26 protein-coding genes are annotated in these 22,452 nt (G+C 72.7%); 13 read left to right on the top strand and 13 right to left on the bottom strand.

Going from position 1 to position 22,452, the window contains the following annotated elements; genetic code table 11:
* Positions 1–148: 148 nt before the first annotated feature.
* The 5 genes from pstC to AB0D32_RS22600 form a co-directional block, all read right to left on the bottom strand.
* A complete protein-coding gene (gene pstC / locus AB0D32_RS22580) occupies positions 149–1,240 on the bottom strand; it encodes a phosphate ABC transporter permease subunit PstC (protein WP_357093399.1) in 1,092 nt (363 codons plus the stop codon).
* Positions 1,241–1,292: 52 nt separating this feature from the next.
* Complete coding sequence (gene pstS / locus AB0D32_RS22585) at positions 1,293–2,396, bottom strand: phosphate ABC transporter substrate-binding protein PstS (protein ID WP_357093402.1); 1,104 nt, start codon at positions 2,394–2,396, stop codon at positions 1,293–1,295.
* A gap of 337 nt (positions 2,397–2,733) precedes the next feature.
* Complete coding sequence (gene mshD / locus AB0D32_RS22590) at positions 2,734–3,660, bottom strand: mycothiol synthase (RefSeq protein ID WP_357093405.1); 927 nt, start codon at positions 3,658–3,660, stop codon at positions 2,734–2,736.
* Positions 3,661–3,826: 166 nt separating this feature from the next.
* Complete coding sequence (locus tag AB0D32_RS22595; RefSeq protein ID WP_357093520.1) at positions 3,827–4,717, bottom strand: polysaccharide deacetylase family protein; 891 nt, start codon at positions 4,715–4,717, stop codon at positions 3,827–3,829.
* Between the two features lie 147 nt (positions 4,718–4,864).
* Positions 4,865–5,584 carry a response regulator transcription factor gene (locus tag AB0D32_RS22600; RefSeq protein WP_357093408.1) on the bottom strand — a complete coding sequence of 240 codons (720 nt, stop codon included), beginning with the start codon at positions 5,582–5,584 and terminating at the stop codon, positions 4,865–4,867.
* Positions 5,585–5,829: 245 nt separating this feature from the next.
* On the opposite strand from AB0D32_RS22600, the gene AB0D32_RS22605 reads away from it, so the two are divergent.
* The 6 genes from AB0D32_RS22605 (at position 5,830) to AB0D32_RS22630 (ending at position 10,248) form a co-directional block, all read left to right on the top strand.
* Positions 5,830–6,891, top strand: a complete 1,062-nt coding sequence (locus AB0D32_RS22605) for a hypothetical protein (RefSeq protein ID WP_357093411.1) — start codon at positions 5,830–5,832, stop codon at positions 6,889–6,891.
* An 83-nt stretch (positions 6,892–6,974) separates the two neighbouring features.
* Positions 6,975–7,760: a DUF2993 domain-containing protein gene (locus tag AB0D32_RS22610; protein ID WP_357093414.1), complete on the top strand. Its 786-nt coding sequence runs from the start codon at positions 6,975–6,977 to the stop codon at positions 7,758–7,760.
* Between the two features lie 80 nt (positions 7,761–7,840).
* Positions 7,841–7,918 (top strand): Ms5788A family Cys-rich leader peptide, encoded by a 78-nt coding sequence (locus AB0D32_RS22615; protein ID WP_311202345.1) that lies wholly within the window; start codon positions 7,841–7,843, stop codon positions 7,916–7,918.
* 203 nt (positions 7,919–8,121) lie between these two features.
* The gene (locus tag AB0D32_RS22620; RefSeq protein ID WP_357093416.1) at positions 8,122–8,970 is read left to right on the top strand and encodes a sulfurtransferase; all 849 of its coding nucleotides are present in this window, start codon (positions 8,122–8,124) and stop codon (positions 8,968–8,970) included.
* A 3-nt stretch (positions 8,971–8,973) separates the two neighbouring features.
* The gene (locus AB0D32_RS22625) at positions 8,974–9,297 is read left to right on the top strand and encodes a DUF1416 domain-containing protein (RefSeq protein ID WP_132230747.1); all 324 of its coding nucleotides are present in this window, start codon (positions 8,974–8,976) and stop codon (positions 9,295–9,297) included.
* A gap of 87 nt (positions 9,298–9,384) precedes the next feature.
* The gene (locus AB0D32_RS22630) at positions 9,385–10,248 is read left to right on the top strand and encodes a hypothetical protein (RefSeq protein ID WP_357093523.1); all 864 of its coding nucleotides are present in this window, start codon (positions 9,385–9,387) and stop codon (positions 10,246–10,248) included.
* Positions 10,249–10,309: 61 nt separating this feature from the next.
* Here the strand turns inward: AB0D32_RS22630 and AB0D32_RS22635 are convergent, their stop codons facing one another.
* From AB0D32_RS22635 to AB0D32_RS22645, 3 genes are all read right to left on the bottom strand, one after another.
* Entirely contained in the window at positions 10,310–12,367 is a 2,058-nt protein-coding gene (locus AB0D32_RS22635; protein ID WP_357093420.1) for a glycogen debranching N-terminal domain-containing protein, read from the bottom strand.
* Positions 12,364–12,744 (bottom strand): SCP2 sterol-binding domain-containing protein, encoded by a 381-nt coding sequence (locus AB0D32_RS22640; RefSeq protein WP_357093422.1) that lies wholly within the window; start codon positions 12,742–12,744, stop codon positions 12,364–12,366. Before AB0D32_RS22640 ends, AB0D32_RS22635 begins: the two co-directional genes overlap by 4 nt.
* A 99-nt stretch (positions 12,745–12,843) precedes the next feature.
* On the bottom strand, positions 12,844–13,206 hold the full coding sequence (locus AB0D32_RS22645) for a DsrE family protein (protein WP_357093425.1): 363 nt from the start codon (positions 13,204–13,206) through the stop codon (positions 12,844–12,846).
* A 23-nt stretch (positions 13,207–13,229) separates the two neighbouring features.
* On the opposite strand from AB0D32_RS22645, the gene mtfM reads away from it, so the two are divergent.
* Both mtfM and AB0D32_RS22655 read left to right on the top strand, forming a co-directional pair.
* Positions 13,230–13,334 (top strand): small membrane protein MtfM, encoded by a 105-nt coding sequence (mtfM, locus tag AB0D32_RS22650; RefSeq protein WP_266320062.1) that lies wholly within the window; start codon positions 13,230–13,232, stop codon positions 13,332–13,334.
* A complete protein-coding gene (locus AB0D32_RS22655) occupies positions 13,331–13,924 on the top strand; it encodes an FABP family protein (protein WP_357093429.1) in 594 nt (197 codons plus the stop codon). Before mtfM ends, AB0D32_RS22655 begins: the two co-directional genes overlap by 4 nt.
* A 113-nt stretch (positions 13,925–14,037) precedes the next feature.
* On the opposite strand, the gene AB0D32_RS22660 is transcribed toward AB0D32_RS22655, so the two are convergent.
* Positions 14,038–14,886 (bottom strand): aminotransferase class IV, encoded by an 849-nt coding sequence (locus tag AB0D32_RS22660; RefSeq protein ID WP_357093432.1) that lies wholly within the window; start codon positions 14,884–14,886, stop codon positions 14,038–14,040.
* Positions 14,887–14,952: 66 nt separating this feature from the next.
* On the opposite strand from AB0D32_RS22660, the gene AB0D32_RS22665 reads away from it, so the two are divergent.
* Both AB0D32_RS22665 and AB0D32_RS22670 read left to right on the top strand, forming a co-directional pair.
* Positions 14,953–15,384, top strand: coding sequence for a Fur family transcriptional regulator (locus AB0D32_RS22665; protein ID WP_357093435.1), 432 nt, complete (start codon positions 14,953–14,955; stop codon positions 15,382–15,384).
* Entirely contained in the window at positions 15,381–16,493 is a 1,113-nt protein-coding gene (locus AB0D32_RS22670; RefSeq protein ID WP_357093438.1) for a folate-binding protein, read from the top strand. Before AB0D32_RS22665 ends, AB0D32_RS22670 begins: the two co-directional genes overlap by 4 nt.
* A 52-nt stretch (positions 16,494–16,545) precedes the next feature.
* On the opposite strand, the gene AB0D32_RS22675 is transcribed toward AB0D32_RS22670, so the two are convergent.
* Positions 16,546–17,808: a hypothetical protein gene (locus AB0D32_RS22675; protein ID WP_357093441.1), complete on the bottom strand. Its 1,263-nt coding sequence runs from the start codon at positions 17,806–17,808 to the stop codon at positions 16,546–16,548.
* The gene (locus tag AB0D32_RS22680; protein ID WP_357093444.1) at positions 17,805–18,884 is read right to left on the bottom strand and encodes a glycosyltransferase family 2 protein; all 1,080 of its coding nucleotides are present in this window, start codon (positions 18,882–18,884) and stop codon (positions 17,805–17,807) included. The genes AB0D32_RS22675 and AB0D32_RS22680 overlap by 4 nt, the downstream gene beginning before the upstream one ends.
* Before the next feature lie 113 nt (positions 18,885–18,997).
* Here AB0D32_RS22680 and AB0D32_RS22685 point away from each other — a divergent pair, with 113 nt between their 5' ends.
* From AB0D32_RS22685 to AB0D32_RS22695, 3 genes are all read left to right on the top strand, one after another.
* Positions 18,998–19,369 (top strand): GtrA family protein, encoded by a 372-nt coding sequence (locus AB0D32_RS22685; protein WP_357093447.1) that lies wholly within the window; start codon positions 18,998–19,000, stop codon positions 19,367–19,369.
* A gap of 49 nt (positions 19,370–19,418) precedes the next feature.
* Positions 19,419–20,261: a 3-keto-5-aminohexanoate cleavage protein gene (locus AB0D32_RS22690; RefSeq protein WP_357093449.1), complete on the top strand. Its 843-nt coding sequence runs from the start codon at positions 19,419–19,421 to the stop codon at positions 20,259–20,261.
* A 66-nt stretch (positions 20,262–20,327) separates the two neighbouring features.
* The gene (locus AB0D32_RS22695; RefSeq protein ID WP_357093452.1) at positions 20,328–21,317 is read left to right on the top strand and encodes an asparaginase; all 990 of its coding nucleotides are present in this window, start codon (positions 20,328–20,330) and stop codon (positions 21,315–21,317) included.
* 26 nt (positions 21,318–21,343) lie between these two features.
* Here the strand turns inward: AB0D32_RS22695 and AB0D32_RS22700 are convergent, their stop codons facing one another.
* Together AB0D32_RS22700 and AB0D32_RS22705 are read right to left on the bottom strand one after the other, a co-directional pair.
* Positions 21,344–21,499, bottom strand: coding sequence for a hypothetical protein (locus AB0D32_RS22700; protein WP_357093455.1), 156 nt, complete (start codon positions 21,497–21,499; stop codon positions 21,344–21,346).
* Positions 21,500–21,616: 117 nt separating this feature from the next.
* Entirely contained in the window at positions 21,617–22,414 is a 798-nt protein-coding gene (locus tag AB0D32_RS22705) for an alpha/beta hydrolase (RefSeq protein WP_357093458.1), read from the bottom strand.
* Positions 22,415–22,452 lie beyond the last annotated feature (38 nt).

Raw genomic sequence — 22,452 nt, forward strand, 5'->3', positions numbered from 1 at the left:
TCCGCTTCGCTCCGTGGCGCCATGAGGCACCGATGCACTGCGACGATGATTCGCTCGCTGACGCTCGCTCATGTCGCCACTCCGCTTCGCTCCGTGGCGCCATGAGGCACCGATGCACTGCGACGATGATTCGCTCGCTGACGCTCGCTCATGCGGCCGACTCCGTGAACTCGCGGCGGCGGTGGATGATCGCCCGCGCCGTGATGTTGACGATCAGCGTGATGGCGAAGAGCACGAGGCCAGAGGCGATCAGCGCGCCCCGCCCGGTGTCGTTCGCCTCGCCGAACGTGTTGGCGATGTTGGCGGCGATGGTGTTGCCGCCGCTCTCGATGAGGTTGAACGAGATGTTGAAGGTGATGCCGAGGGTCATCGCCAGGGCGATCGTCTCGCCGAGCGCCCGGCCCAGGCCGAGCATCGTCGCGGCGACGATGCCGGGGCGGCCGTACGGCAGCACCGCGGTGCGGATCATCTCCCAGCGGGTGGCGCCGAGGGCGAGGGCGGCCTCCTCGTTGGCGGTCGGCGTCTGGAGGAACACCTCGCGGGAGAGCGAGGTGATGATCGGCAGCACCATGATCGCCAGGACCAGCGCGCCCAGCATGATGGACTTCCCGAAGGGGCCGTCGCCGCCGAAGATCGGAATCCAGCCGAAGTACGTGTTCAGCCAGGCGGAGAAGTCCCGCACCGGGTTGATGAAGACGTCGCGGCCCCAGAGGCCGAAGACCACGCTGGGCACGGCGGCCAGCAGGTCGATCAGGAAGCCCAGCGTGGTGCCGAGCCGGCGCGGCGCGTAGTGGGACAGGTAGAGCGCGATGCCCAGGGCCACCGGCACCGCGATGAGCAAGGCCAGCGCGGAGCTGAGCACGGTGCCGAAGGCGAGCGCCCCGATGCCGAACTTCGGTTCCGCGTCGTTCGGGAACCAGCCCTCGAAGCTCCAGAAGCTCTCGGTGTTGGCCCGTAGCGCCGGCACGGCCTTGGCGACCAGGAAGATCGCGATCGCCGCGATGATGGCCAGGACGGCGGCGCCGGCGCCCAGGGTGAGGCCGCGGAAGGCCCGTTCGGCGCCGAACGTCCGGGCCCGGGGCAGCGCGCCGCCGCCGCCCAACCCGGCTCCGCCCGGGATACGGGTGCTGACTGGTGCGTCGGCCGGACGCGCCGAGGCACCGGCGGGCCGGTCGTGACCATCGGTCACGCGCGTCCCGCCGGTGCCGGCGTGGGCCGAGCGGTGAGGGGTTTCACCCATCTGCTCGCTCGCTTCGAGTTGAGGTGGCGGTGGCGGTGTCGGGGTGGCCGGCTCAGGCGAGGTTCTTGACCGCGGCCTCGACCTTGGTGCGGACCGACTCGGGCAGCGGGGCGTAGCCCAGCTCGGTCAGGTCGGCCTGGCCCGCGGTGCTGGCGGCGTGGCCGAGGAAGCCCTTCACCAGCGGCAGCTTGTCGGCGGCGAGGCCCTTGGTGCAGACGATCTCGTAGGTCACCAGGACGATCGGGTACGCCCCGGCCTCCTTGGTGTTGTAGTCGATCTTCATCTTGAGGTCGTCGCCCTGGCCGACCACCTCGGCGCCGGCGATGGTCTTGCCGGCCGACTCGGCGGTCAGCTCGGCGAACTCGCCCGCTCCGTTGCCGATCTTGGCGGTCTTCAGGCCGCCGTTCTCGGCGTACGACCACTCGACGTAGCCGATGGTGCCGTCCTGGCCCTTGATGGCGCTGGCCATGCCGTCGGACTTGGCCGCTCCGGTGCCGCCCGGGGCCTTCCACTCCTTGGCCTTGCCGAAGGTCCAGTCGGAGGCGGCGGTCTTGGTGAGGAAGTCGGTGAAGTTGTCGGTGGTGCCGGAGGAGTCCGAGCGGTGCACCGCGTTGATGGTGGTCGACGGCAGCTTGGCGTCCGGGTTGTCGGCCTTGATCGCCGGGTCGTCCCACCTGGTCACCTTGCCGGCGAAGATCTTCGCCAGGGTGGCCGGCTTGAGCTGGAGGTCGTCCACGCCGTTGACGTTGTACGCGATGGCGACCGGGCCGATCACCATCGGCAGGTTGATCGCGGCGCCACCGACGCACTTGGCGTTGGCCTGCGGCTGCTCCTCCTCCTTGAGGGCGGAGTCCGAGCCGGCGAAGTCGGCGGTGCCGGCGATGAAGGCCTGGATGCCGGCGCCCGAGCCGGACGGCTCGTAGTTGATCTTGGCGCCGGAGCACTTCTGCTGGTAGGCCTTGATCCACTCGTCCATGGCGTTCTTCTGCGCCGACGAGCCCTGGGCGTTCAGCGTGCCGGTGGCGCAGTCGGCGGCGGCCGGCCCGGAGGCGGAGGCGCTGCTCGCGGGCTCGTTGTTGTCCGAGCCGCATGCGCTGAGAGCGAGCGTCGCGGTAAGAGCGAGGCAGGCGAGGGTGCCGTGCCGCTGGAGCTTCACCTGAGGGGTTTCCCTTCACGTCTGACTTCGCACCCGGATTGGGGGCCGGGGTACCGGCGCTGACCGGCTGATCCAAAAGCTAGGAGCGCCAGGTAGCCGGTTCGTCGGTCAGAAGTGAACGGGGAGTGAACAGGTGCGGCAGTGCAGATGACCGCTCGCTGAGGGTGAGTTGTCCGTTAAGTGAACTCGGATGCCCCTGTCGGAAGTATGGGGACCTTCCTGCCGGCGCGCCCGGGCCGCCACGGCCGGGCCGCCCTGACACCACGGTCCGGGCCGCCCTGACGCCACGGCCCGGGCCGCCACGGCCCGGGCCGCCGCGACCCGGGCCGTGCCGCCGTCAGGCCGACTGGTAGTTGACGTGCGCCGACCAGCGGGCGAAGCCGAGCCGCTCGTAGAGCGCCACCGCGGCCGTGTTCGACTCGTCGACGTAGAGCATGACCCGGTCCAGGCCCCGCCGGTCCCGCAGGTATGCCAGGCCGGCCGCCGTCAGCACCCGGCCCAGCCCGCCGCGGTGCGCCGACGGGTCCACGCCGAGGACGTAGACCTCGCCGATCCGGGCCGACCCGGGTCGTTCGTGGACCTTCGTCCAGTGGAAGCCGAGCAGCCGGCCGGTGGAGCCGTCCACGGCGAGCAGGAAGCCCTCCGGGTCGAACCACGGCTCGTCGAGGCGTACCCGCAGGTCGGCGGGGGACCAGCGGCCCTGTTCCGGGTGCTCGGCGAAGGCCTTCGCGTTGAGCGCCAGCCACTCGTCGTCGTCGGTGCCCGGCCGAAACGCGCGCAGCGTCACCCCGTCCGGCAGACCGGGGTCGGGGATCGGGGCGGTCAGCGGCCGGCGCAGCTGCCAGAGCACCCGGGCCCGGCGCAGGCCCAGGTCGACGGCGAGCGCGGCGGCCGAGGGGTGGTCGCCGTGCGCCCAGACCCGCAGCGGGCCGTCGGCCGCCGCCAGGACGCCCCGGGCCAGCGCCCGTCCGGTCCCGCGCCGCCGGTACGCCGGGTGCACCACCAGTTCCACCCCGACCCCCGTGGCCGCCTCGGTGGTGTCCAGGTGTGCGTACCCGGCCAGCGTGCCGTCGTCCGCCCGGGCGGTCAGGTGCACCGAGAGCGCGTCCGGGTCGCGGAGCCGCAGCAGGACGTGCTCGTCGAACGGGTCAGCCCCGTCCGCGTCGCCGGCGGCCCGGGCGAGGGCCGTCACGTCGGCGATCTCCGTGGGGCTGAGACGGTCGACCCGGGTCACCCGGCCGCTGCTCGGTTCGGGGTTGCTCATCCCGTCACCGTAGTCCGTTCGGCCCCCGCCCCACGGCCCCGTCGCGCTCGGACCGGTCGCCGTGACGCGGCCGTCGCCGGCCGGCGGGACCACGCCCCGTGAGCGCTTTCCGGCGACGTCGGTCGCTGTCGGCGGCCCCGGCTCGCCGCGCTGTCGACACGCCGGCTCACGTCCCCCCGCTCGGCAGCGCCTCCACCTTGAACCGGCTGGTCAGGGCCGGCAGGATGCGGTGCAGCGCGTCCACCGTGCCCTGTCGGTCGCCGCCGGCGTCGTGCAGCAGCACGACCGAACCGGGTACGACGCCCGAGACGACCGTGGCCGCGATCCGGCTGGCTCCCGGCACCTCCCAGTCCGCCGGGTCCACGGTCCAGTGCAGCGCGGTCATGCCGAGTTCCTGGGACACCGACACGATCCGGCCCGTCCAGGCACCACCGGGTTGCCGGTAGTACGCGATCGGCGCGTCGGGCACCGCCGCCCGGATCGCCTCGCTGGTGCGCAGCAGGTCCGACCGGATGGCGGCCGCCGATCTGCTGCCGAGGGCGACGTCGTGGCTCCAACTGTGGTTGCACAGGGTGTGCCCCTCGGCGGCGATGGCCCGGATCAGGTCCGGGTGGGCCTGCGCGTTCTCGCCGACCACGCAGAAGGTGGCGCGTACCTGGTGCTCGCGGAGCAGGGCGAGCACCTGCGGGGTGTACTGCGGATCCGGCCCGTCGTCGAAGGTCAGCGCGACCAGCGAGGTGCCGCTGGTGGTCTGTGCGCCGAACGGCCCGTCGGACGGGCCGCCGGGCGACGGCGTGCCACTCGGGCTGGCCCCGCCGTCCTGCCCGGTCTCCGCCGGACCGGTGCTCGGACCGCCCGTCGGCGTGTGCCGCGCGGTGCCGTCGGCCGGCGGCTGGTCGGTGTAGTGCGGGCCGGTGGCGCTGGTGGTCACGTTGGACCGGGACGCAGACCGGTCGGGGACCAGGCTGCGCCCGAGGGCGTACGCGGTGCCGAGCAGCGCGACGACGACCAGCACGACGAGACCGACGGTGCGTGCGGCCGAGGGGTCCCGGATCAGGGGACCCGTCCGTGTCGATTCGCTGCCGCCCCCGTGGTCGATGCGCACGCCGCCGCCCCCTTTTTGTCGCAAACCCGGCAGTCAGAATAGAACCGGCGAGCTGCGCAGAACGGGCATAAGCGAAAGGGTCCCCGAAGGAGTGGGGAGTCAGACCGGCAGGGGCGCGCGCTCGCTCTCCGGCAGCGACCGGGAGGGCGGTACGACGAACTTGTAACCCACCTGCCGCACCGTGCCGATCATCGACTCGTACTCGGAGCCGAGCTTGGCGCGCAGCCGTCGGACGTGCACGTCGACGGTGCGGGTGCCGCCGAAGTAGTCGTAGCCCCAGACCTCGCGCAGGAGCTGGTCCCTGGTGAACACCCGGCCCGGGTGCTGGGCCAGGAACTTCAACAGCTCGAACTCCTTGTAGGTGAGATCGAGCGGCCGGCCCTTGAGCTTCGCGGCGTAGGTGTCGGGGTCGATCGTCAGCTCCCCGGCGCGGATCGAGCCGCCGGCCCCGGCGGTGGCGTTGCTCAGCCGCCCGACGGCGAGCCGCAGTCGGGCCTCCACCTCGGCCGGGCCGGCAGAGGCGAGGATGACGTCGTCGACGCCCCAGTCGGCGTTGAGCGCGATCAGGCCGGCCTCGGTGACCACCGCGACCAGCGGCACCCCGAGCCCGGTGGCGTGCAGCATCCGGCAGGTCGCCCGGGCCTCGCTCAGCTCGGAGCGGGCATCGACCAGCACCGCGTCCGGACTGGGGCCGGCGACCAGGGTGCGGACGTCGCGGGGTGCGGTGCGGACCGAGTGCGGCAGCAGGTCGAGTGCCGGCAACACTGCGGATGGTTCGCCTGCGCGCGCGGTCACCAGCAGCAGGATCTCCACGATCACCTCCGTCCCGGCGGCCGTCGGCCGCGCGCGACCAGCGCACTCCGCGGCGGGGTGTGACGCTGATGAACTTGCGTGGGTCCCGGCGTCGCTGACGGGCGGGTAACGGCCTGAGCCTAACCGATCGCCCCGGCCGCACCTCCGCGCTCTTTCCTGTTTGTCCGACTTGCCCATGACTGCGCTCCAGGTTTTAACGTTGCCGAAACCGTGATCCCCGCGTCGGCTCGCGGGTCTGGCACGATCGGGGCGTGTTTCCCTCCAGCTCGCCCGAGACCGGTCGCGACCAGTGGCCCGACGGGCCCAGTCCCGGGCCCTCCGGCCCGTCCCGTGGCCAGCCGCCAGCGCCGCGCACCGGGCCTGCTCCCGACGACGACGGCGAGCGCCGGGAGCGTGGTGGACCGCGCCGCGCCCGGCGGGACGGCTCGCCGGCCCGCCGTCCCGACGACGAGCTGGACGACGAGCCGGACGACGAACTGGTGGAGCCGGTCGAGGTGCGCCGCTCGCTCGCGCTGACCGTCGCCGGGTTCGCCGTCCTGCTCGGGGTGGGTCTGGTGCTCGGGGCGCAGACCTCCGGCCCGGGGCACCGGCTGCCCTTCGCGTTCATCATCTTCGGCGTGCAACTGCTCTTCGTGCTGGCCTGGACGATGGCCATCCGTCCGCCCGCGCTGCTGCTGGTCGCCCTGGTCAGCGTCGCCGCCGCGGTGGCGGCCGACGTCGCGGCCGTGCAGACGGACATCGCCGGCCTGGCGCCGCTGGGCTACGTCGCGGCGGGCGGCTTCGCCCTCGGCGTGCTCAGCCAACTCGTCCGGCGGGTCGACCGGGTGCGGGTGACCGACTCGCTCGGCAGCACCCTGCTGATCGTGGTCGGCGTCGTCGCCTTCGCCACCCTGATCGTGCTCAGCCGGATCCCGGCGGGCACCCAGGCCATCACGGTCTGCCTCACCGCCAGCGCGGTCGCGATCACCGTCGCCCGGCTGACCGACGCGGTGGCGCCGTGGCCGCGGCTCGCCCCCCAGGTGCCCCGGGGCGCGGCCGGCGTGGTCGCCGGCGCGATGGTCGGCACGCTGGTCAGCGCCGCACTCGGCAGCTACCTGGTGACGCCCTTCACCCCGACCCGGGCCGCGATCATCGGGCTGGTCGCGGCGGTCGCCGCCGTGCTGGCCGACCTCGCCGTCAACTACGCCGAGGCGGGCCGGCTGATGGCGGGGGAGCCACCGACCATGTGGGTGGCCCGGCACCTGCAGGGGCCGCTCGGCGGCTTCGCCCTGGCCGCACCGGCCGCGTACGCCATGTGCAAGCTCGTTCTCTGACCCGGAGATTGAGGCTTTCCCCGTTCGGGTACCACCGGTTGGCCGCTTCGCGGCATCCTCGGCACTGACGAGAAGGAGGCGGCGTGCAGGACGAGACGTACGACGTGCGGCCCCGGCGACGTGGGCGCAAGGTGCTCATCACCCTCGTCGTGCTGCTGCTGGTCCTGGGTGGCCTGATCGTGGTGGCCGACCGGGTCGCGGTCGGGGTGGCGGAGCGCGCCATCGCCGACCAGGTCCGGCAGGAGATCGCCAAGCAGGGGGCGCAGTCCTCGGCACCGGAGGTGGAGGTGGGCGGCATCCCGTTCCTCACCCAGGTGCTCGACGGCCGTTACGAGCGCATCTCCATCGCGCTGCGCGACGTGCAGGGCTCGGTGCGGGGTGACGCGGTCGCGCTGCCGAAGCTCGACGTCGACGCCCGGAACGTGCGGGCCTCGCTGGACACCATCCGCTCGGGCCAGGGCGACGTGGTCGCCGAGACGGTCGACGGGACGGGCACCATCAGCTACGACAGCCTCGCCAAGCTGCTCGACCGGCCGGGGCTGGCCCTCGGCGAGCAGAACGGGCGGCTCGCCGTCACCGCGCCGGTCGACATCCTCGGCCAGCGGCTCACCGTGACCGGCACCGCCGACATCACGGTCGGCAAGGAGGGGCAGGTGGCGCTGCGCTTCAACGACCTGACCGCCGAGGGACTGCCGAACCTGCCGCTGGCCCGGACGCTGTTGAACAACTACGCCCGCAGCATCTCCGTCGACGTGCCCCTGCCCGAGCTGCCGTTCCAGCTCGCCGTCCGGGAGGTCCGACCGCTGCCCGAGGGGCTGGCCGTCACCGCGGACGCCAGGAACGTGCCGATCAACTCCACCGCCGGCTGACGCGGGTGCCGACCGGCGGCGTCCCGGATGCTGGGTCGGCCTGGTGGCGTACCCGCGCCCGGCTGGTAGGCTCCCTGCTCATGGGGACGCTCCTCACCAAACGGCGCGCGGTCGACCTGTGCCGCGTGGCCACCTGTCTGTGTCGCCCCGTCATCTGACGGCGGGGCTGTCCTCGGCCGCCTAGCGGCCATCCGCACGCAGGGGATCTTTCTTCTCCCGTGCTCTCTTTCAACGCCCGGCAGCGGCGCCGTCGCACGAACACGTGATCCGTCCATACGGTGGATCCTGCGCGTGGTGCGATCGTCATGACCTTCGATGCCTCGTGCTGGTTCACCATTCATCCTCACCAGGGAGTGATCTGATGAGTCGCGACACCGCACTCGTCTCGGCCGACTGGGCCGAGAAGAACCTCGACGCCCCGGGCGTCGTCTTCGTCGAGGTCGACGAGGACACCTCGGCCTACGACACCGGCCACATCGCCGGTGCGATCAAGCTGGACTGGAAGACCGACCTCCAGGACCAGGTGCGTCGGGACTTCGTCAACAAGAGCCAGTTCGAGGCGCTGCTCTCCGAGCGGGGCATCAGCAACGACGACACCGTCATCCTCTACGGCGGCAACAACAACTGGTTCGCCGCGTACGCGTACTGGTACTTCAAGCTCTACGGCCACGGCGACGTGAAGCTGCTCGACGGCGGTCGCAAGAAGTGGGAGCTCGACGCCCGTCCGCTGGTCACGGACGCGGTGACCCGCCCCGCGACGCAGTACGTGGCGCAGGAGCCGGACACCTCGATCCGGGCCTTCCGCGACGAGGTGGTGGCCGCCATCGGCACCAAGAACCTCGTCGACGTGCGCAGCCCCGACGAGTTCGCCGGCCGGCTGCTCGCCCCCGCCCACCTGCCGCAGGAGCAGGCGCAGCGGGCCGGGCACATCCCCACGGCGATCAGCGTGCCGTGGTCCAAGGCGGCCAACGAGGACGGCACCTTCAAGTCCGACGACGAGCTGCGCAGGATCTACGCCGACGCCGGCCTGGACGACAGCCGCGAGACCATCGCGTACTGCCGGATCGGCGAGCGCTCCTCGCACTCCTGGTTCGTGCTCCAGGAGCTGCTCGGCCACCGCAACGTGAAGAACTACGACGGATCCTGGACCGAGTACGGCTCGCTGGTCGGCGTGCCGGTGGCGCTCGGCGACGAGCCCGGGGAGGCCTGAGCCATGACTGCACCCACCGCTGCCGGCTGCGCAGCTCCCGACCAGGCCGCCCCGCTTCCCGCGAGCCTGGACCTGGAGAAGGAGACCGTGATCACCGGTGTCGTCCGCTCCGACGCGGGCGAGGCCGTTCCGGGCGCGTACGTCCGGCTGCTCGACTCGACCGGTGAGTTCACCGCCGAGGTGGTGACCTCGCCGGCCGGCCAGTTCCGGTTCTTCGCCGCGCCGGGGGCCTGGACCCTGCGGGCGCTCTCCCGGCACGGCAACGGCGACACCGCCGTGACCGCCGCCCGGGGCATCAACGAGGTGGCCGTCACGGTCGCCTCCTGACCCACGCTCTGATCGGTCCGTGGCCCGTCCCCTGCACAGGTGGCGGGCCACGACCATGTCCGGGCGTGGCTGGACGGGCGTGACACGATGGCCCCCGTGAACGGCGTGGAAGCGGCGGGGCAGGCCCCGCCTACCGGTCCCGACCAGCCGGCGACCTCCCGGCGGTGGTGGCGCTGGCTGCTCGCCGCCAGCGTGGCGTGGGCGGTGCTGTTGGGGGCGTTGACCTGGATCTCGGTGCGGGACGACCCGCCGACGGTCCGCGAGCAGCGCAGCCTGTCCGAGGCCGGTCCGGTCATCGACCGCGCGGTCGGCGAACTGGTCGCGGCGGCCGGCGACACCGCCGTGCTGACCCCGCCCGAGGTGGATCGGGGCTGCCGGGTCACCCCGTTCGCCGACGGCGCCGACCTGTCGCGCGGCGTGGACGTCTTCGTCGCGGCGGGCGGGGAACGGGCGCTGCTGGAGCAGGTCGCCGACCGGCTGCCGGCGGGCTGGCGGGCCGGGGTCCGGGTCACCTCGGACGGCCCCCGGCTGCGCGCCGACGCGGGCGAGTTCGTGACCGTCTCCGGCGGGGTCGAGGGGGACGGCCGGGTCCGGCTGACCGCCGACACCGGCTGCCGGCCGGTCGGCGACGGCTACGCCGTACCCGCGATCGGTGCTGCCGGCGCGGAGGCCGACGCCCTCGCGGAGGCGCTGCGGGCCCTTGGCGGGCCGGCCGCTCCGGCCGCCGAGCCGGTCGCCGCGCCCTGCCCCGGCGGCGGCACCGCCCGCACGGTCCGCTCCGCCGGCTTCCCGGCCCCGACGTCCCCGGCCGCCGCCCTGGCCCCCGTCGCCCGTGTCCCGGTGCTGGACGACCCGCAGGCGTACGCCTACCGTCGCGGCCCGGTCACCGTCGTCGCCGACCTCTCGGGCGACCTGGTCGTCCTCTCCGCGAGCACCGGCTGCGCGGCCTGACCCGTGGGCCGGTGACCGGGCGGGACGGGCGTGTCCGCGGCCCCGTTGCCTGAGCCGTCGCTCAGCGTCTACGCGGGTGGTCGTGCGGGGTGCGGCTGCGGCCGAGGGCGTCGACGTGGCCCCAGCGGCCGGGGATGTCGAGCAGTTCGACCCGCCCCATCCCCTCGGGCACGGCGGGATCGATGATCAGGTGTTCGTTCTGCGGCTCCAGGCCCAGCATCACCCGGAGCAGCAGCAGCGGCGTGCCCGCCGACCAGGCCTGCGGGCTGCACGCGGTGGGATACTCCACCGGATACTCGGTGAGGCCCCGCTCGTAGCCGGCGAAGGCCTCCGGCAGCCGCCCGCCGAAGAACCGGGACGCGTTCACCATCGCGTCGCAGATCTGCCCGGCCTCCCTGCGGAACCCGTACCGCCACAGCCCCCAGGCGATGATCGAGTTGTCGAACGGCCAGACCGTCCCGACGTGGTAGCCGACCGGGTTGTACCGCCCCTGGTCGTCGGCGAGGGTCCGCACCCCCCAGCCGGAGAAGAGCCGCGGGCCCACCAGGTGCTCGGCGATCCGTCCGGCCCGTGACTCGTCCACGATGCCGCTCCAGAGCAGGTGCCCGATGTTCGAGCTGAGCGCGTCGACCTGCTGCCCCTCGGCGTCGAGCGCGAGCGCGTAGTACTCCCGTTCCGGGATCCAGAAGTCCCGGTTGAACCGGATCTTCAGCTCGGCGGCCTCCCGTTCCAGCCGGTCGGCGTACGTGGGGTCGCCCCAGATCGTCCGGGCCAGCCGGGCGCCACGGATCTTCGCGTCGTAGGCGTAGCCCTGGAGTTCGCAGGTGGCGCGCGGGAAGCCGGGCAGCCGGCCGTCGCGGTAGGAGATCCCGTCCCAGGAGTCCTTCCAGCACTGGTTCTGCAGCCCGGTCTCCGGGTTCCGGGTCTGGTAGGAGAGATATCCGGTGCCGAGCAGGTCCCCGTACGTGTCGATCCAGTCGAGCGCGGCACGGGTGTGGGCCTCCAGCCGTAGGACCAGGTGGGCGTCGCCGGTCCACCGCTCGTACTCGTCGAGCAGGATGACGAAGAGCGGGGTGGAGTCGGCCGACCCGTAGTACGGCGAGTGGGGCTGCTCCTCGAAGCCCGCCGTCTCGCCGTAGCGCAGCTCGTGCAGGATCTTGCCCGGCTCCTCGTCCCGGAAGTCGTCGATCCGGTGCCCCTGTAGGCCGGCCAGGATCATCAGCGTCGGCGGGACCAGTTCCGGCAGGAAGGGCATCAGCTGGAGTGAGGTGATGAGGCTGTCCCGGCCGAAGAGGGTCATGAACCACGGCAGCCCGGCCGCCAACAGCCGTACGCCGAGGGTGATCGACTCGTAGCGCAGCGCCGCCAGGTCGTTGAGGCTCTGCCGGTACGCCCCGGCCAGCGGCTCGCAGTCGCAGCCGAGCTTCGGCGCCCGGGCGATCAGTTCGTCCTGCTCGGCCCGGATCGCGTCCGGGCCGCGGCTGCTTCCGTGCAGCGGCAGGCTGGCCCGGATGTCCTCGCCCCTGGCCCCGTAGATGAGGGTGGCCACGTGCAGCTGGGTGGTCCACTCGCCGTGCGGGGCGACCCGCACCCGGAAGGTCATGCTGGAGACCTCGATGTGTGCGGGCGCGCTGGTGCTGATCACCGTCTCGCGGTGGAACCCCTCCCGGCGGTAGGTGAGACGGAGCTCGTTGTCGCCGACGGTGGCGGTGGTGTGGCCGTGCTTCTGCTGCACGTCCTTGATCTCGAACAGGTCCGCGAAGTCGGCGGCGATGTCGAGGTGGACGACGAACTCGGTCTCCGCCCCGGAGTGGTTGAGCAGGGTCAGTTCCTCCACCAGGCTGTTGCTGATGGCCCGACTGCGGATCACCGAGACCTTCGCGTCCAGGTAGTGGGTCGGCTCGCCCGGGACGAGGAAGAACCGGGTGCGGAAGGACTCGGCGTCGTCGACGGAGAGGGCGTGCAACCGTTCGCCGTCGAGGGTCAACAGCCAGGTGGAGAGGAACCGGGTGTCGAACGAGAAGAACCCGGTCGGGAAGTCGAGCGACGGTTCGATGTCGCCGCGCCGGTCGCTGACCAGGAAGGTGTTGCCGTCGAGGATGCTGACCAGGTCCTTCACCGCAGCCGCCCGGCCTCTGCGCGGGCGACCTCGCGGGGGTCGCGGGTGCCGGGCGGGTCGGGGAAGAACCGCCGGAACAGCAGGAAGAGCACGACGTCGCCGCTGAAGCTGCTCTCGTTGCGCAGCACCGACGAGATCGCCTGGGCCCGGCCGGTGACGAGCCTGTCGAACAGGTCCTCGCTGGTGTACCAGATCGCGTCGGCCGGCCCCCGGTCGCGGCTCACGTCGATCGCGCCCGGGCTGAGGTGGACCAGCCAGTGCGTCGTCTGGTTGTTGTGCGAGAGGTCGATCTGCATCGTCCCGCTGACAGGGCTGCGCAGCACCCCCGGGGCGCGTGCCGGCAGTGATTCGAAGAACCGCTCCGTGGCCTCGGTCACATCCGAATCGTAGGCATTCGCCCCGAGCCGCCGGGTCGGTTCGGGCTCCTCAGGCTCGCGGAGAGGCCGCGCCGACTGTGGACGGCCGGCGGGCGCCGGTCAGTAGACCAGGGCCTGGGCACCCTCGGCCATCGACTCCTCGACGAAGACCGCGGCGCCGGCGATGCGGACCCCGGGCAGCACGTCGTCCGGCCCGATGTCCCGCCGGGCGGCGCACTGGGTGCAGGCGGTCACCGTGCCGGTGGTGAGGATCACATGCAGCAGTTCGGCCAGCGGGGCCGAGTGGGGCAGCTCGAACTCCTGCGCCCGACCCGGCAGCGCGAACCAGGTCGACTCCCCGGTCAGCCAGAGGGACACGTGCACCCCGGCGGCGGCCGCGGTGGCGGCGACGGTGAACGCCTGTGCGCACCGCTCCGGGGCGTCCGCGCCGGCGGTGGCCTTGACGATGAGAGTGCGCGCCATGGGGCCAGCATAGGATGGTCACGATGGTTACCGAGATCGGGTTCGTCAGCCTGCTGGTCGCCGGCCTGGGCGCGCTCGCCGGTGGCCTGGTCTACCTGGCCGTACGCATATCGAGAGGCAACTGGTGAGCGACGACAATCCGATGCAGCCGCCGCCGTGGCTGAACGCGCCGCCGGTCGACCCGTACCCCTTCGAAGAGAGCCACGACCTGCGCGTCGGCCCTAAGCTGCACCCCGCGCTGGACGGCCTGCTGCCGTACGTCGGGGTGTGGCGCGGCCGGGGGCGGGGTGGCTTTCCCACCATCGAGGACTTCGACTTCGCGCAGGAGATCCGGATCAGCCACGACGGGCGGCCGTTCCTGTTCTACGAGTCGCGCGCCTGGCTCCTCGACGAGCAGAGCCAGCCCGTCCGCCCGGCGGGTCGTGAGGTCGGCTGGTGGCGGCCGGTGATGGACGGCGACCAGGCCACCGACGAGCTGGAGGCGCTGCTGACCGTGCCCACCGGGGTGATGGAGCTGCACATCGGCAGGCGCAAGGGCACCCAGATCGAGTTCGTCACCGACGCGGTGGTCCGCACGTCGACCGCCAAGGAGGTCACCGCAGGGCACCGCCTCTTCGGCATCGTCGAGGGCGCACTGCTCTACGCGCAGGAGATGGCCGCCGTGGGCCACCCCCTCTCTCCCCACCTCTCCGCCCGCCTCACCCGGGTGGCGGGCTGATCGACCCGGTCCGGTCTGCCCGCCCGCCTGACCCGGCGGCGGGCTGACCGCCCCTGCCTGACCACCCCTGTGCGGACGCTGTCGAGCTGCCCCGTCCATGGGACCGGGGCCGGTCAGGGGCGGGGGAAGCCCAGCAGGGACTGGAGGGCGGGCGTGCGCGGCGAGCGGCGCAGCGGGACGGCGTCCAGGGTGCGAATCTCGGCGAGGCCGCGGACGGACGAGCTGAGCCAGACGCCGTCGGCGGCACGCAGTTCGGCCGGGGTGACCAGGCGCTCCTGGGCGCGCAGGCCGAGTTCGTGGGCGTGGGCGAGGAGCCAGGCGGCGGTCACGCCCGGCAGGATGCCGGTCTCGGCGGCGGGCACCGTGCAGAGGGCGTCGCCGCTCAGCCAGACGAGATTGGCCGTGGGCCCCTCCAGCGCGTACCCGTCGCAGGAGACCCAGAGCGCGTCGTCCACGCCGGCACGGGCGGCCCACCGGCGGGCGGCGGTGCTCACCGCGTACGACGTGGACTTGATCCCGGCCGGCAGCCAGTCGAGTTCGGCGCGGGCTCGCGCCGCGACGCCGAGCGGCAGGGTCGCCACGGTGATCCCGTTCCGGCGGGCCGACCGGGCCGCCGCCGGCACCTCGCCCAGCGTGGCGTAGGCGCTGGGCGGGCCGCCGCCCTCCGGGCCCCGGGTGCAGACCAGCCGCAGCGCCCCCTCCACCTCGGCGGGCCAGCCGGCGCTGACGGCGTCCAGCAGTTCGACCAGCACGTCGGCGGCGGGCAGCGGCAGGTCGACGGTCGCCGCCGCCCGGGCCAGCCGGGCCAGGTGCGCGTCGCGCAGCCACGGCCGCCCGGCTCGCAGGTGCATCGTCTCGAAGAGCCCGTCGCCGTGCAGTACGCCCCGGTCGTCGCCACGCAGCATCGGCGCTCCAGGGGGCACCAGCCCGCGCCCCGGCACGGCGATCCTCGACGCCACCATGACCGCCGAGCCTAGCGGCGGACCGGTCGAGGCGACGGCGGGTGCGGCGGGGCGAACTATGATCGGATGGTGTCCGAATCCTCCCTCGCGGAAATTCTCCGCGCCCGTGGGCTGCGGCTGACGGCGCAACGGCAGCTGATCCTCCAGGCCGTCCTGGATCTGGGGCACGCCACCCCGGAACAGGTGCACACGGCCGTCCGGGAGGTGGCCGCGGGGGTGAACATCACCACCATCTACCGCACGCTGGAGCTGCTGGAACGGCTCGGCCTGGTCACCCACACCCACCTCTCGCACGGCTCGCCGACCTACCACGCGGCCGGCGAGGACCAGCACGTCCACCTGGTCTGCCGGGACTGCGGCGCGATCGACGAGATCGATCCGGAGCTGCTGCGCCCGCTGGCCGACCAGGTGGCGAGCCAACGCGGGTTCCGGGTGGACATCGGCCACGTCTCGTTCTTCGGCGTCTGCGTCCGCTGCGAGAACGGGGACCGGAAATGATCGACATCGCGGGAGCGGTGAGCGTCGAGAGCATCGACGAGGCCAGCCGGGACCAGCCCGAGCCGGCACACGCGGCGGCCGGTGTGCGGCCGGTGGCGGCGCACTACGGCGACCCGATGCGTGAGCAGCGCACCCTCGACACGGCGGTGGGCCTGGTCGACCGCTCGCACCGGGGCGTCGTGGCGGTGCCGGGCGAGGAGCGGATCGGCTGGCTGCACACCCTCACCAGCCAGCACCTGGCGCAGCTCGGCGCAGGCCAGGGCACCGAGCTGCTGGTGCTCTCCCCGCACGGGCACGTCGAGCAGCACGCCATGGTCGCCGAGGACGGCGTCACCACCTGGCTCGACACCGAGCCGGGCGCCACCGGGGGGCTGCTGGCGTACCTGGAGCGGATGCGGTTCTTCAGCAAGGTCGAGCCACGTGATGTGACCCCCGAGCACGCGCTCCTCTCCCTGGTCGGGCCGGAGGCGCCCGCCGCGGTGGAGACGCTCGGCGTGACCGGGCTGGCGGCCCCCGACGTGGTCGCGGTGCCGGGTCCGAAGTTCCGCTCCGGCGAGCTGCCGCCACGACCGACCGCGCTGTACGACGTGCGCCCGCTGCCCGTGGGCGGCTGGGCCCGCCGGGGCCCGCTCGGCGTGGACCTGCTGGTGCCCCGGGCCGCGATGGAGCAGGTGGTCACGCAGTTGCGGGGCAACGGGGTGCCGGTCGCCGGGCTGTGGGCGTACGAGGCGGTGCGGGTGGCCGCCCGGCGGGCCCGGGTCGGGGTGGACACCGACCACCGGACGATCCCGGCCGAGGTGGACCTGATCGCCCCGGCCGTGCACCTCGACAAGGGCTGCTACCGGGGCCAGGAGACCGTGGCCCGGGTGCACAACCTGGGCCGGCCGCCACGTCGGCTCGTACTGCTGCACCTCGACGGGGTGACCACCGACCAGCCGCCGGTGGCCGGCACGCCGGTGACCCTCGACGGCCGGGCGATCGGCTTCGTCGGCACCGCCGTGCACCACCACGAGCTGGGCCAGGTCGCCCTGGCCGTGGTGAAGCGCAACGTCGCCGACGACGCCCGCCTCCTGGTGGGGGAGACCGCCGCCGCCATCGATCCGGCCTGACCGAGCGACCGCCGGGCGGGACGGACCGACGGGCGGTCCGTCCCGGGGCGGGTCAGGCCGGCGCCGGGCGCCCGGCCAACTGGTCCGGCTGAGCCTCGGGCTCGTCCAGGCCGGGCTCCGGCTCCGCCGAGGTGGCGGACGGACGCACCAGCAGGTGGTAGAGCAGCCCGGCTGCGGCGAGGATGAGGATCGGGTACATCGGGACGTAGTAGCGGAACGAACTCGGCTTGCTGTTCAACGTCGCGATCAGGATCGACGGACCGAGCGATCCGATCAGCATGCCCGTTCGTACCGACAGCGGCCGGGCGAGGCAGGCGATCATGCCGGCGGCCCAGAGCCCGAGCATCGCCGCGTCCCGGACGAAGTACTGGGCCGCGTCCGTCAGGGTCAGCTTCCAGAAGATCTGCGGGAAGTGGGCGAAGGCGGTCCTGGCGTCCGGCTCGCCGTTCACCCGCACGTACCAGTCGACCACGTCGTACGGGGCCCACCACTGGAGGAACAGGGTCGCCGCCAGGCCCACCGGCAGCAGCACCGCCACCGGCAGGTGCCACGGATTGCCCCGCACCCGCCGGTGCCGCAGCATCCACCAGAGCCAGCCCCCGCAGACCGCCGACACCAGCACCGGGGCCGACTGCCGGCAGAAAGCCACCAGGACGACCAGGACGGAGCAGGCGACCGCCTCCTTGAGCCCGAACCGGCGCCGGCCGTCCAGCGGCAGCATGAGCAGCACCCCCACCATGAAGGCGAGCGTGGGGGACTCGGTGTACAGGCCGGTGCCGAACTCCTGGAACGCGAAGGTCAGGACGAAGACGCTGGTCACGGCAAGCGCGATCCCGGTGGTGAACAGCCGGGAGAGCAGCCGCATCAGGCCCCAGATCACGAAGATCGCCGACAGGGCCGGCACCACGTACATGCCGTGCCCGCCGATCAGCATGACGAACGGCACGGACATGGCCGGGTACACCACCCGCGGGTAGATCAGCGGGGAGATGACCGGGTCCTCGAAGCCGTACCGCAGCCGGCCGATGTCGGGGTCGTTGAAGTACTCGCCGGTGAGCCGAAGGGACTCCTCCAGGCTGTGGCCGGCGTACTGGTAGGTCATCGCCGTGTAGTAGAGCGCGTCGCCCGTCCACGGCTTGCCGTAGCGGTGCCAGTAGAGGAAGCCGATCACGAACAGCCCGTACACCACCAGCCAGTGACCTCCGGGTACCGGCCCGGCCAGCCGGCGCAGCAGCCGGGTGCCCCGGCGCCGCGCGCTGCCCTGGCCCGGATCCGTGGACCGGACGGTGGAACGGTCGGACGTGGAGGTGGTCACGAGTTGCTCCGGCTGGATGAGTCGGCGACGCTTCGGGAATCGGGTCCGTCGACGGGCTGGCGGGGGGCGGCGTACCCGGACCCGGGCTGTTCGCGGTGCGGGGTGTCGCGGCCGGTCTGGCTCGGGGATATCGGCGCCGCGGGCCGGTCGGGACTCTCCTGGATGTCGAGCATGAGGGCGTTGATGAGGAAGTGCACCCCGGTCAGGAACGGCAGGGCCGACAGCAGCACGCTTCCCGTGCTGGCGGCCGGCGGGCCGAGCGTCTCCACCAGCACCCAGGCGCCGGCGAGCGTGCCGAAGCCGATGAGCATCGTCCCGGCCAGGAGCAGCAGGGCGATCGGGGAGAACGAGAAGACCACGTACTTGAGCAGGATCCGCCGGAACAGGCCACGGGTCAGCTGGCGCAGCAGCGACGGGATGACCTTGCGCATCCGCATCGTCGACAGTTCCTCGCCGTACACGGCGGGAATGGGTACGTCGCAGGCCGGCACCCGCAGGATGTTGAGGTTGATCAGCAGGTCGTTCTCGAAGGAGTAGTCCTTCGAGACGCGGTTCAGGTCGAGCCGTTCCAGGGCGGTCCGGTGAATCGCCGTGTAACCGTTCTGCGGATCGAACAGATGCCAGTAGCCGGACGCCAGCTTGGTCATGAAGGACAGCACGATGTTGCCGAAGATCCGGTAGGGCGGCATGCCCCGGTAGGAATCCCCGGAATAGAACCGGTTCGCCTTGGTGAACAGCGCGGTGGAGTCCACGATCGGGGCCAGCAGAGCCGGCAGGTAGGCCGGATCCATCTGCGCGTCGCCCGCCATCACCACCGAGACGTCGCAGCCCAGCCGCAGTGCCTCCCGGTGGCCGTCGCAGATCGCGCCGCCCACGCCCGTGTTCACCTCGTGCCGGATGAGCGTGAGGCGTGTGTCGCCGGTCTCGCGGGCACGCTCCGAGGTGGCGTCGCTGCTGCAGTCGTCGATGACGACGATATGATCGACGAACTCAGGGGTGACCCGGATCGTCTGCGCGATCAACTTTTCCTCGTTGTACGCGGGCACGACGACACAGACCTTCAGACCCTGATACATCGGGCTCCTCCCGTACTCCCGGATGCACATGGTGATGGCAGGATGTCGCGGGATCCCGCGACCGGAGGAAGGTATCAGCTATCAGTTCGCGAGTGGGAGTAGGCGCTCGGGCCGTGTGGTCCCACAGCGCCAGCCGTTTTCTGCTGGTCGGCGCGTTGAGCTATCTTTTCGATCTTGGTGTGCTGGTCGTGTTGCACGGGCTGCTCGGGGTTCCCCTCGCGGTGGCGACAACGCTCGCGTTCGGCTCGACGCTGTTGCTCAACTTCGGCCTGAACCGGGCGTTCGCCTTCCGCAGCACCGGTCTGGCCGGCCCGGCGTTCGTCCGCTATCTGGCGCTGGTCGTGGTGAACTACGTCCTGACGCTGCTGATGGTGACCGGGTTCGCCGCGCTCGGCGTCTCCTACGTGGTGGCGAAGACCGGCGCGACGGCCGTCAACGCGGTGCTCAACTACGTCGCGTACCGCTGGTGGGTGTTCCGGGCCTGACCGCGTCGGGTGTGCTGCCCGCCCGGCCGCCGGGACTAGGATCGCCGGCATGACGACAGGGACGTTGATCACGGTTGCCCCCACCGGCGCGGAGTCGGCCAAGGCCGAGGTGCCGGCGCTGCCGGTGACCCTCGACGAGCTGCTGCTGACCGCCAAGGAGTGCGAGGCGCTCGGCGCCGCCGTGATCCACGTCCACATCCGCGACGACGAGGCGAAGCCCAGCCTGGACCAGGGGCGGTTGCGGGAGACCGTGGCGGCGCTGCGGGAGAGCACCGACCTGATCGTGCAGCTCTCCTCCGGGGGCGCGGTGACCGATCCGGAGGCCGACCGGCTCGCCGTGCTCGACGCCGGGCCGGACATGGCCTCCTGCACGATGGGCACGCTCAACTTCGGCGACGACGTCTTCCTCAACCGTTGGGAGTTCATCGTCGACCTGCACACCCGCATGCAGGAACGCGGCATCGTGCCCGAGTACGAGATCTTCGACCTCGGCCACCTGACCGCCCTGCAACGGCTGCTCGGCAAGTACGGCCTGCCGGCCGGCGGGCACGTGCACGTCGACTTCGTGATGGGCGTGCCGGGCGGCATGCCGGGCACCACCACGGCGCTGGTCGCCGCCCACCAGGCGCTGCGCGACCTGCCCGAGGGCACCACCTTCTCGGCCACCGGCGTCGGCCGCAGCACGATCCCGGTCATGCTGGCCTCGCTCTCGGCCGGCGGGCACCTGCGGGTCGGCATGGAGGACACGGTGACCTACGCCAAGGGCCGTCCCGTCGAGTCCAACATGCAGCTCGTCGCCCGGGCGGTCGGCTTCGCCCAGCTCGCCCAGCGGCCGCCGCTGAGCACCGCCGAGGCGCGCGGCCTGCTCGGCGTGCCGGTCGCCACCCGGTAAGCGGCGACCCGGGCCGGCGCTGCTGTACACCGGGGCGTCCACGGCCTGCTCACCCGCCTGCCGGGCATGGCCGGTGCTGCCGGTACCGTCCACGCTGTGGGAAAGACGTACGAGGGCGGCGCGCCGCTCGCCGAGGTGGTCCGGTCGGGGTTCGTCGAGGGCGTGCACCGGGGTTCGGTGGTGGTGCTCGACGCCGCCGGTGCGACGGTGGCCGGCGCCGGGGACGTGACCTCCCCGGTCTTCCCGCGCTCGTCCAACAAGCCGATGCAGGCGATCGGGATGCTCCGCGCCGGGCTGGTGCTGACCGATTCCGCAGACGTGGCGCTGGTCTCGGCCAGCCACGCCGGGGAGGACTTCCACCTGACCCGGGTCGGCGCGCTGCTGGCCCGCGCCGGGCTGGACGAGTCGGCCCTGCACTGCCCGCCGGACCTGCCCGTGAGTGACGAGGCCCGGGCCGCCGTGCTGCGAGCCGGCGGCGGGCCCACCCGTACGCAGATGAACTGCTCCGGCAAGCACAGCGGGATGCTGCTGACCTGCCTGGCCGCCGGCTGGCCGCTCGACGGGTACTGGCGTCCGGAGCACCCGTTGCAGCAGCGGCTGCGGGACGCGGTGGAGGAGTTCACCGGCGAGCGGGCCGAGGCGGTCGGGGTGGACGGCTGCGGCGCCCCGGTGCTCGCCGCCTCGCTGACCGGCCTGGCCGGGGCGTACCTCCGGCTGGTCTCGGCGGAGCCCGGCACCGTGACGCGGACGGTGGCCGACGCGATGCGCGCCCATCCGGACCTGGTCGGTGGCACGCGGGCCGACGACAGCCGGCTCATGCGCGGGGTTCCCGGGCTGCTCGCCAAGATCGGCGCCGAGGGGGTCGTGGCCGCGGCGGTGCCCGGGGTCGGGGCGGTCGCCCTCAAGATCGACGACGGCGCGGGCCGGGCCCGGATGCCGGTGCTGGTCTCCGCCCTGCGCCGGCTCGGGGCGGACGCCCCGGTGCTTGCCGAGTACGCCGAGCTGCCGATCTTCGGCGGCGGCCTCCCGGTCGGCGCGGTCCGCCCCCTCTGGTAAGCGCCCGTCCCTCACCAGGCGTACGTTCAGCCCGCGACTCGCTCGGCGAGGCCCACCGGAGCGGTCCCGTCGCCCAGCGCGGCGAGGTGTGCGCTGGCCTGGCCCGGGGCGGGAGCCAGCGCAGCCCGACCCCGGTTTTCCGCGTTGATCATGAGGTTGGCGGTAGTCGTGGAGATCCACATCGCCGCTAACCTCATGATCGCCCGGAGCCCGGTGCCCGGAGCCCGGTGCCCGGTGCCCGGTGCCCGGTGCCCGGAGCCCGGAGCCGGGAGCCTGCCTGATCGTGGTGGAGTCAGGGGTCAGGGGAGGAAGTCGAGCAGGGCGGCGTTGACGGGGGCGGGTCGCTCCAGCGGCAGCAGGTGCCCGGCGTCCGGCACGTCGGGCAGGCGGATCGCGTGGGGGGCCTCGGCCGCGATCCGGTCGGCGAGGCGGCTGATGTCGGGTACGTCCGCGGTGCCCGCGCCGACCAGGACGGGCATCCGCAGCTCGTCGAGACGTCCGATCGCCGGCGGGTCGAGTTCGGCGACGTCGACCGCGCTGAGCGCCAGCTCGGCGGCGAGCGCCCGCTGGTCCATCTCGTCGGCGAAGGCGAGCAGCCCGGGGTCGACGTCTGCCGGCTCGCGGCCCGGGCCGACCACCCAGAACCGCACCTCACCGGCGGCGCTGGCGGCGAAGTCCTCCGGGTCGACCTCGCCCACGAGGCTGTCCCAGAGGTCGTTCGCCTCCTCCGACCACTCGTGGCCAGAGGCGGCGGTGCCGAAGAGGGCGAGCGCGGTCACCCGCTCCGGGTGGGCCAGCGCGGTGTCGATCGCCACGGCGCCGCCGAACGAGCAGCCGATCAGGGCGGCCCGGGGGATGCCGAGCGCGTCGAGCAGCCCGGCCACGTCGTCGTGGTGCGCGAACGGGGTCGTCGGTAGCTCGGAGTCTCCGTAGCCGCGCAGGTCGAGGGCGATCACCCGGTGCCGCGCGGCCAGCGGGCCGACCTGCTCCCGCCACATCCGGCGGTCGGCGATGCCGGCGTGCAGCAGGACGACGGGCGTGCCGCTGCCGGTGTCGTCGTACGCGAGCAGGGCGCCGTTTACCTCGATCTTGGTCACGGCGGAAAGGTACGCAAGGGGCGACCGGGGACGCAAGC

Source organism: Micromonospora sp. NPDC048170, from assembly GCF_040652795.1.
GTDB lineage: Bacteria > Actinomycetota > Actinomycetes > Mycobacteriales > Micromonosporaceae > Micromonospora.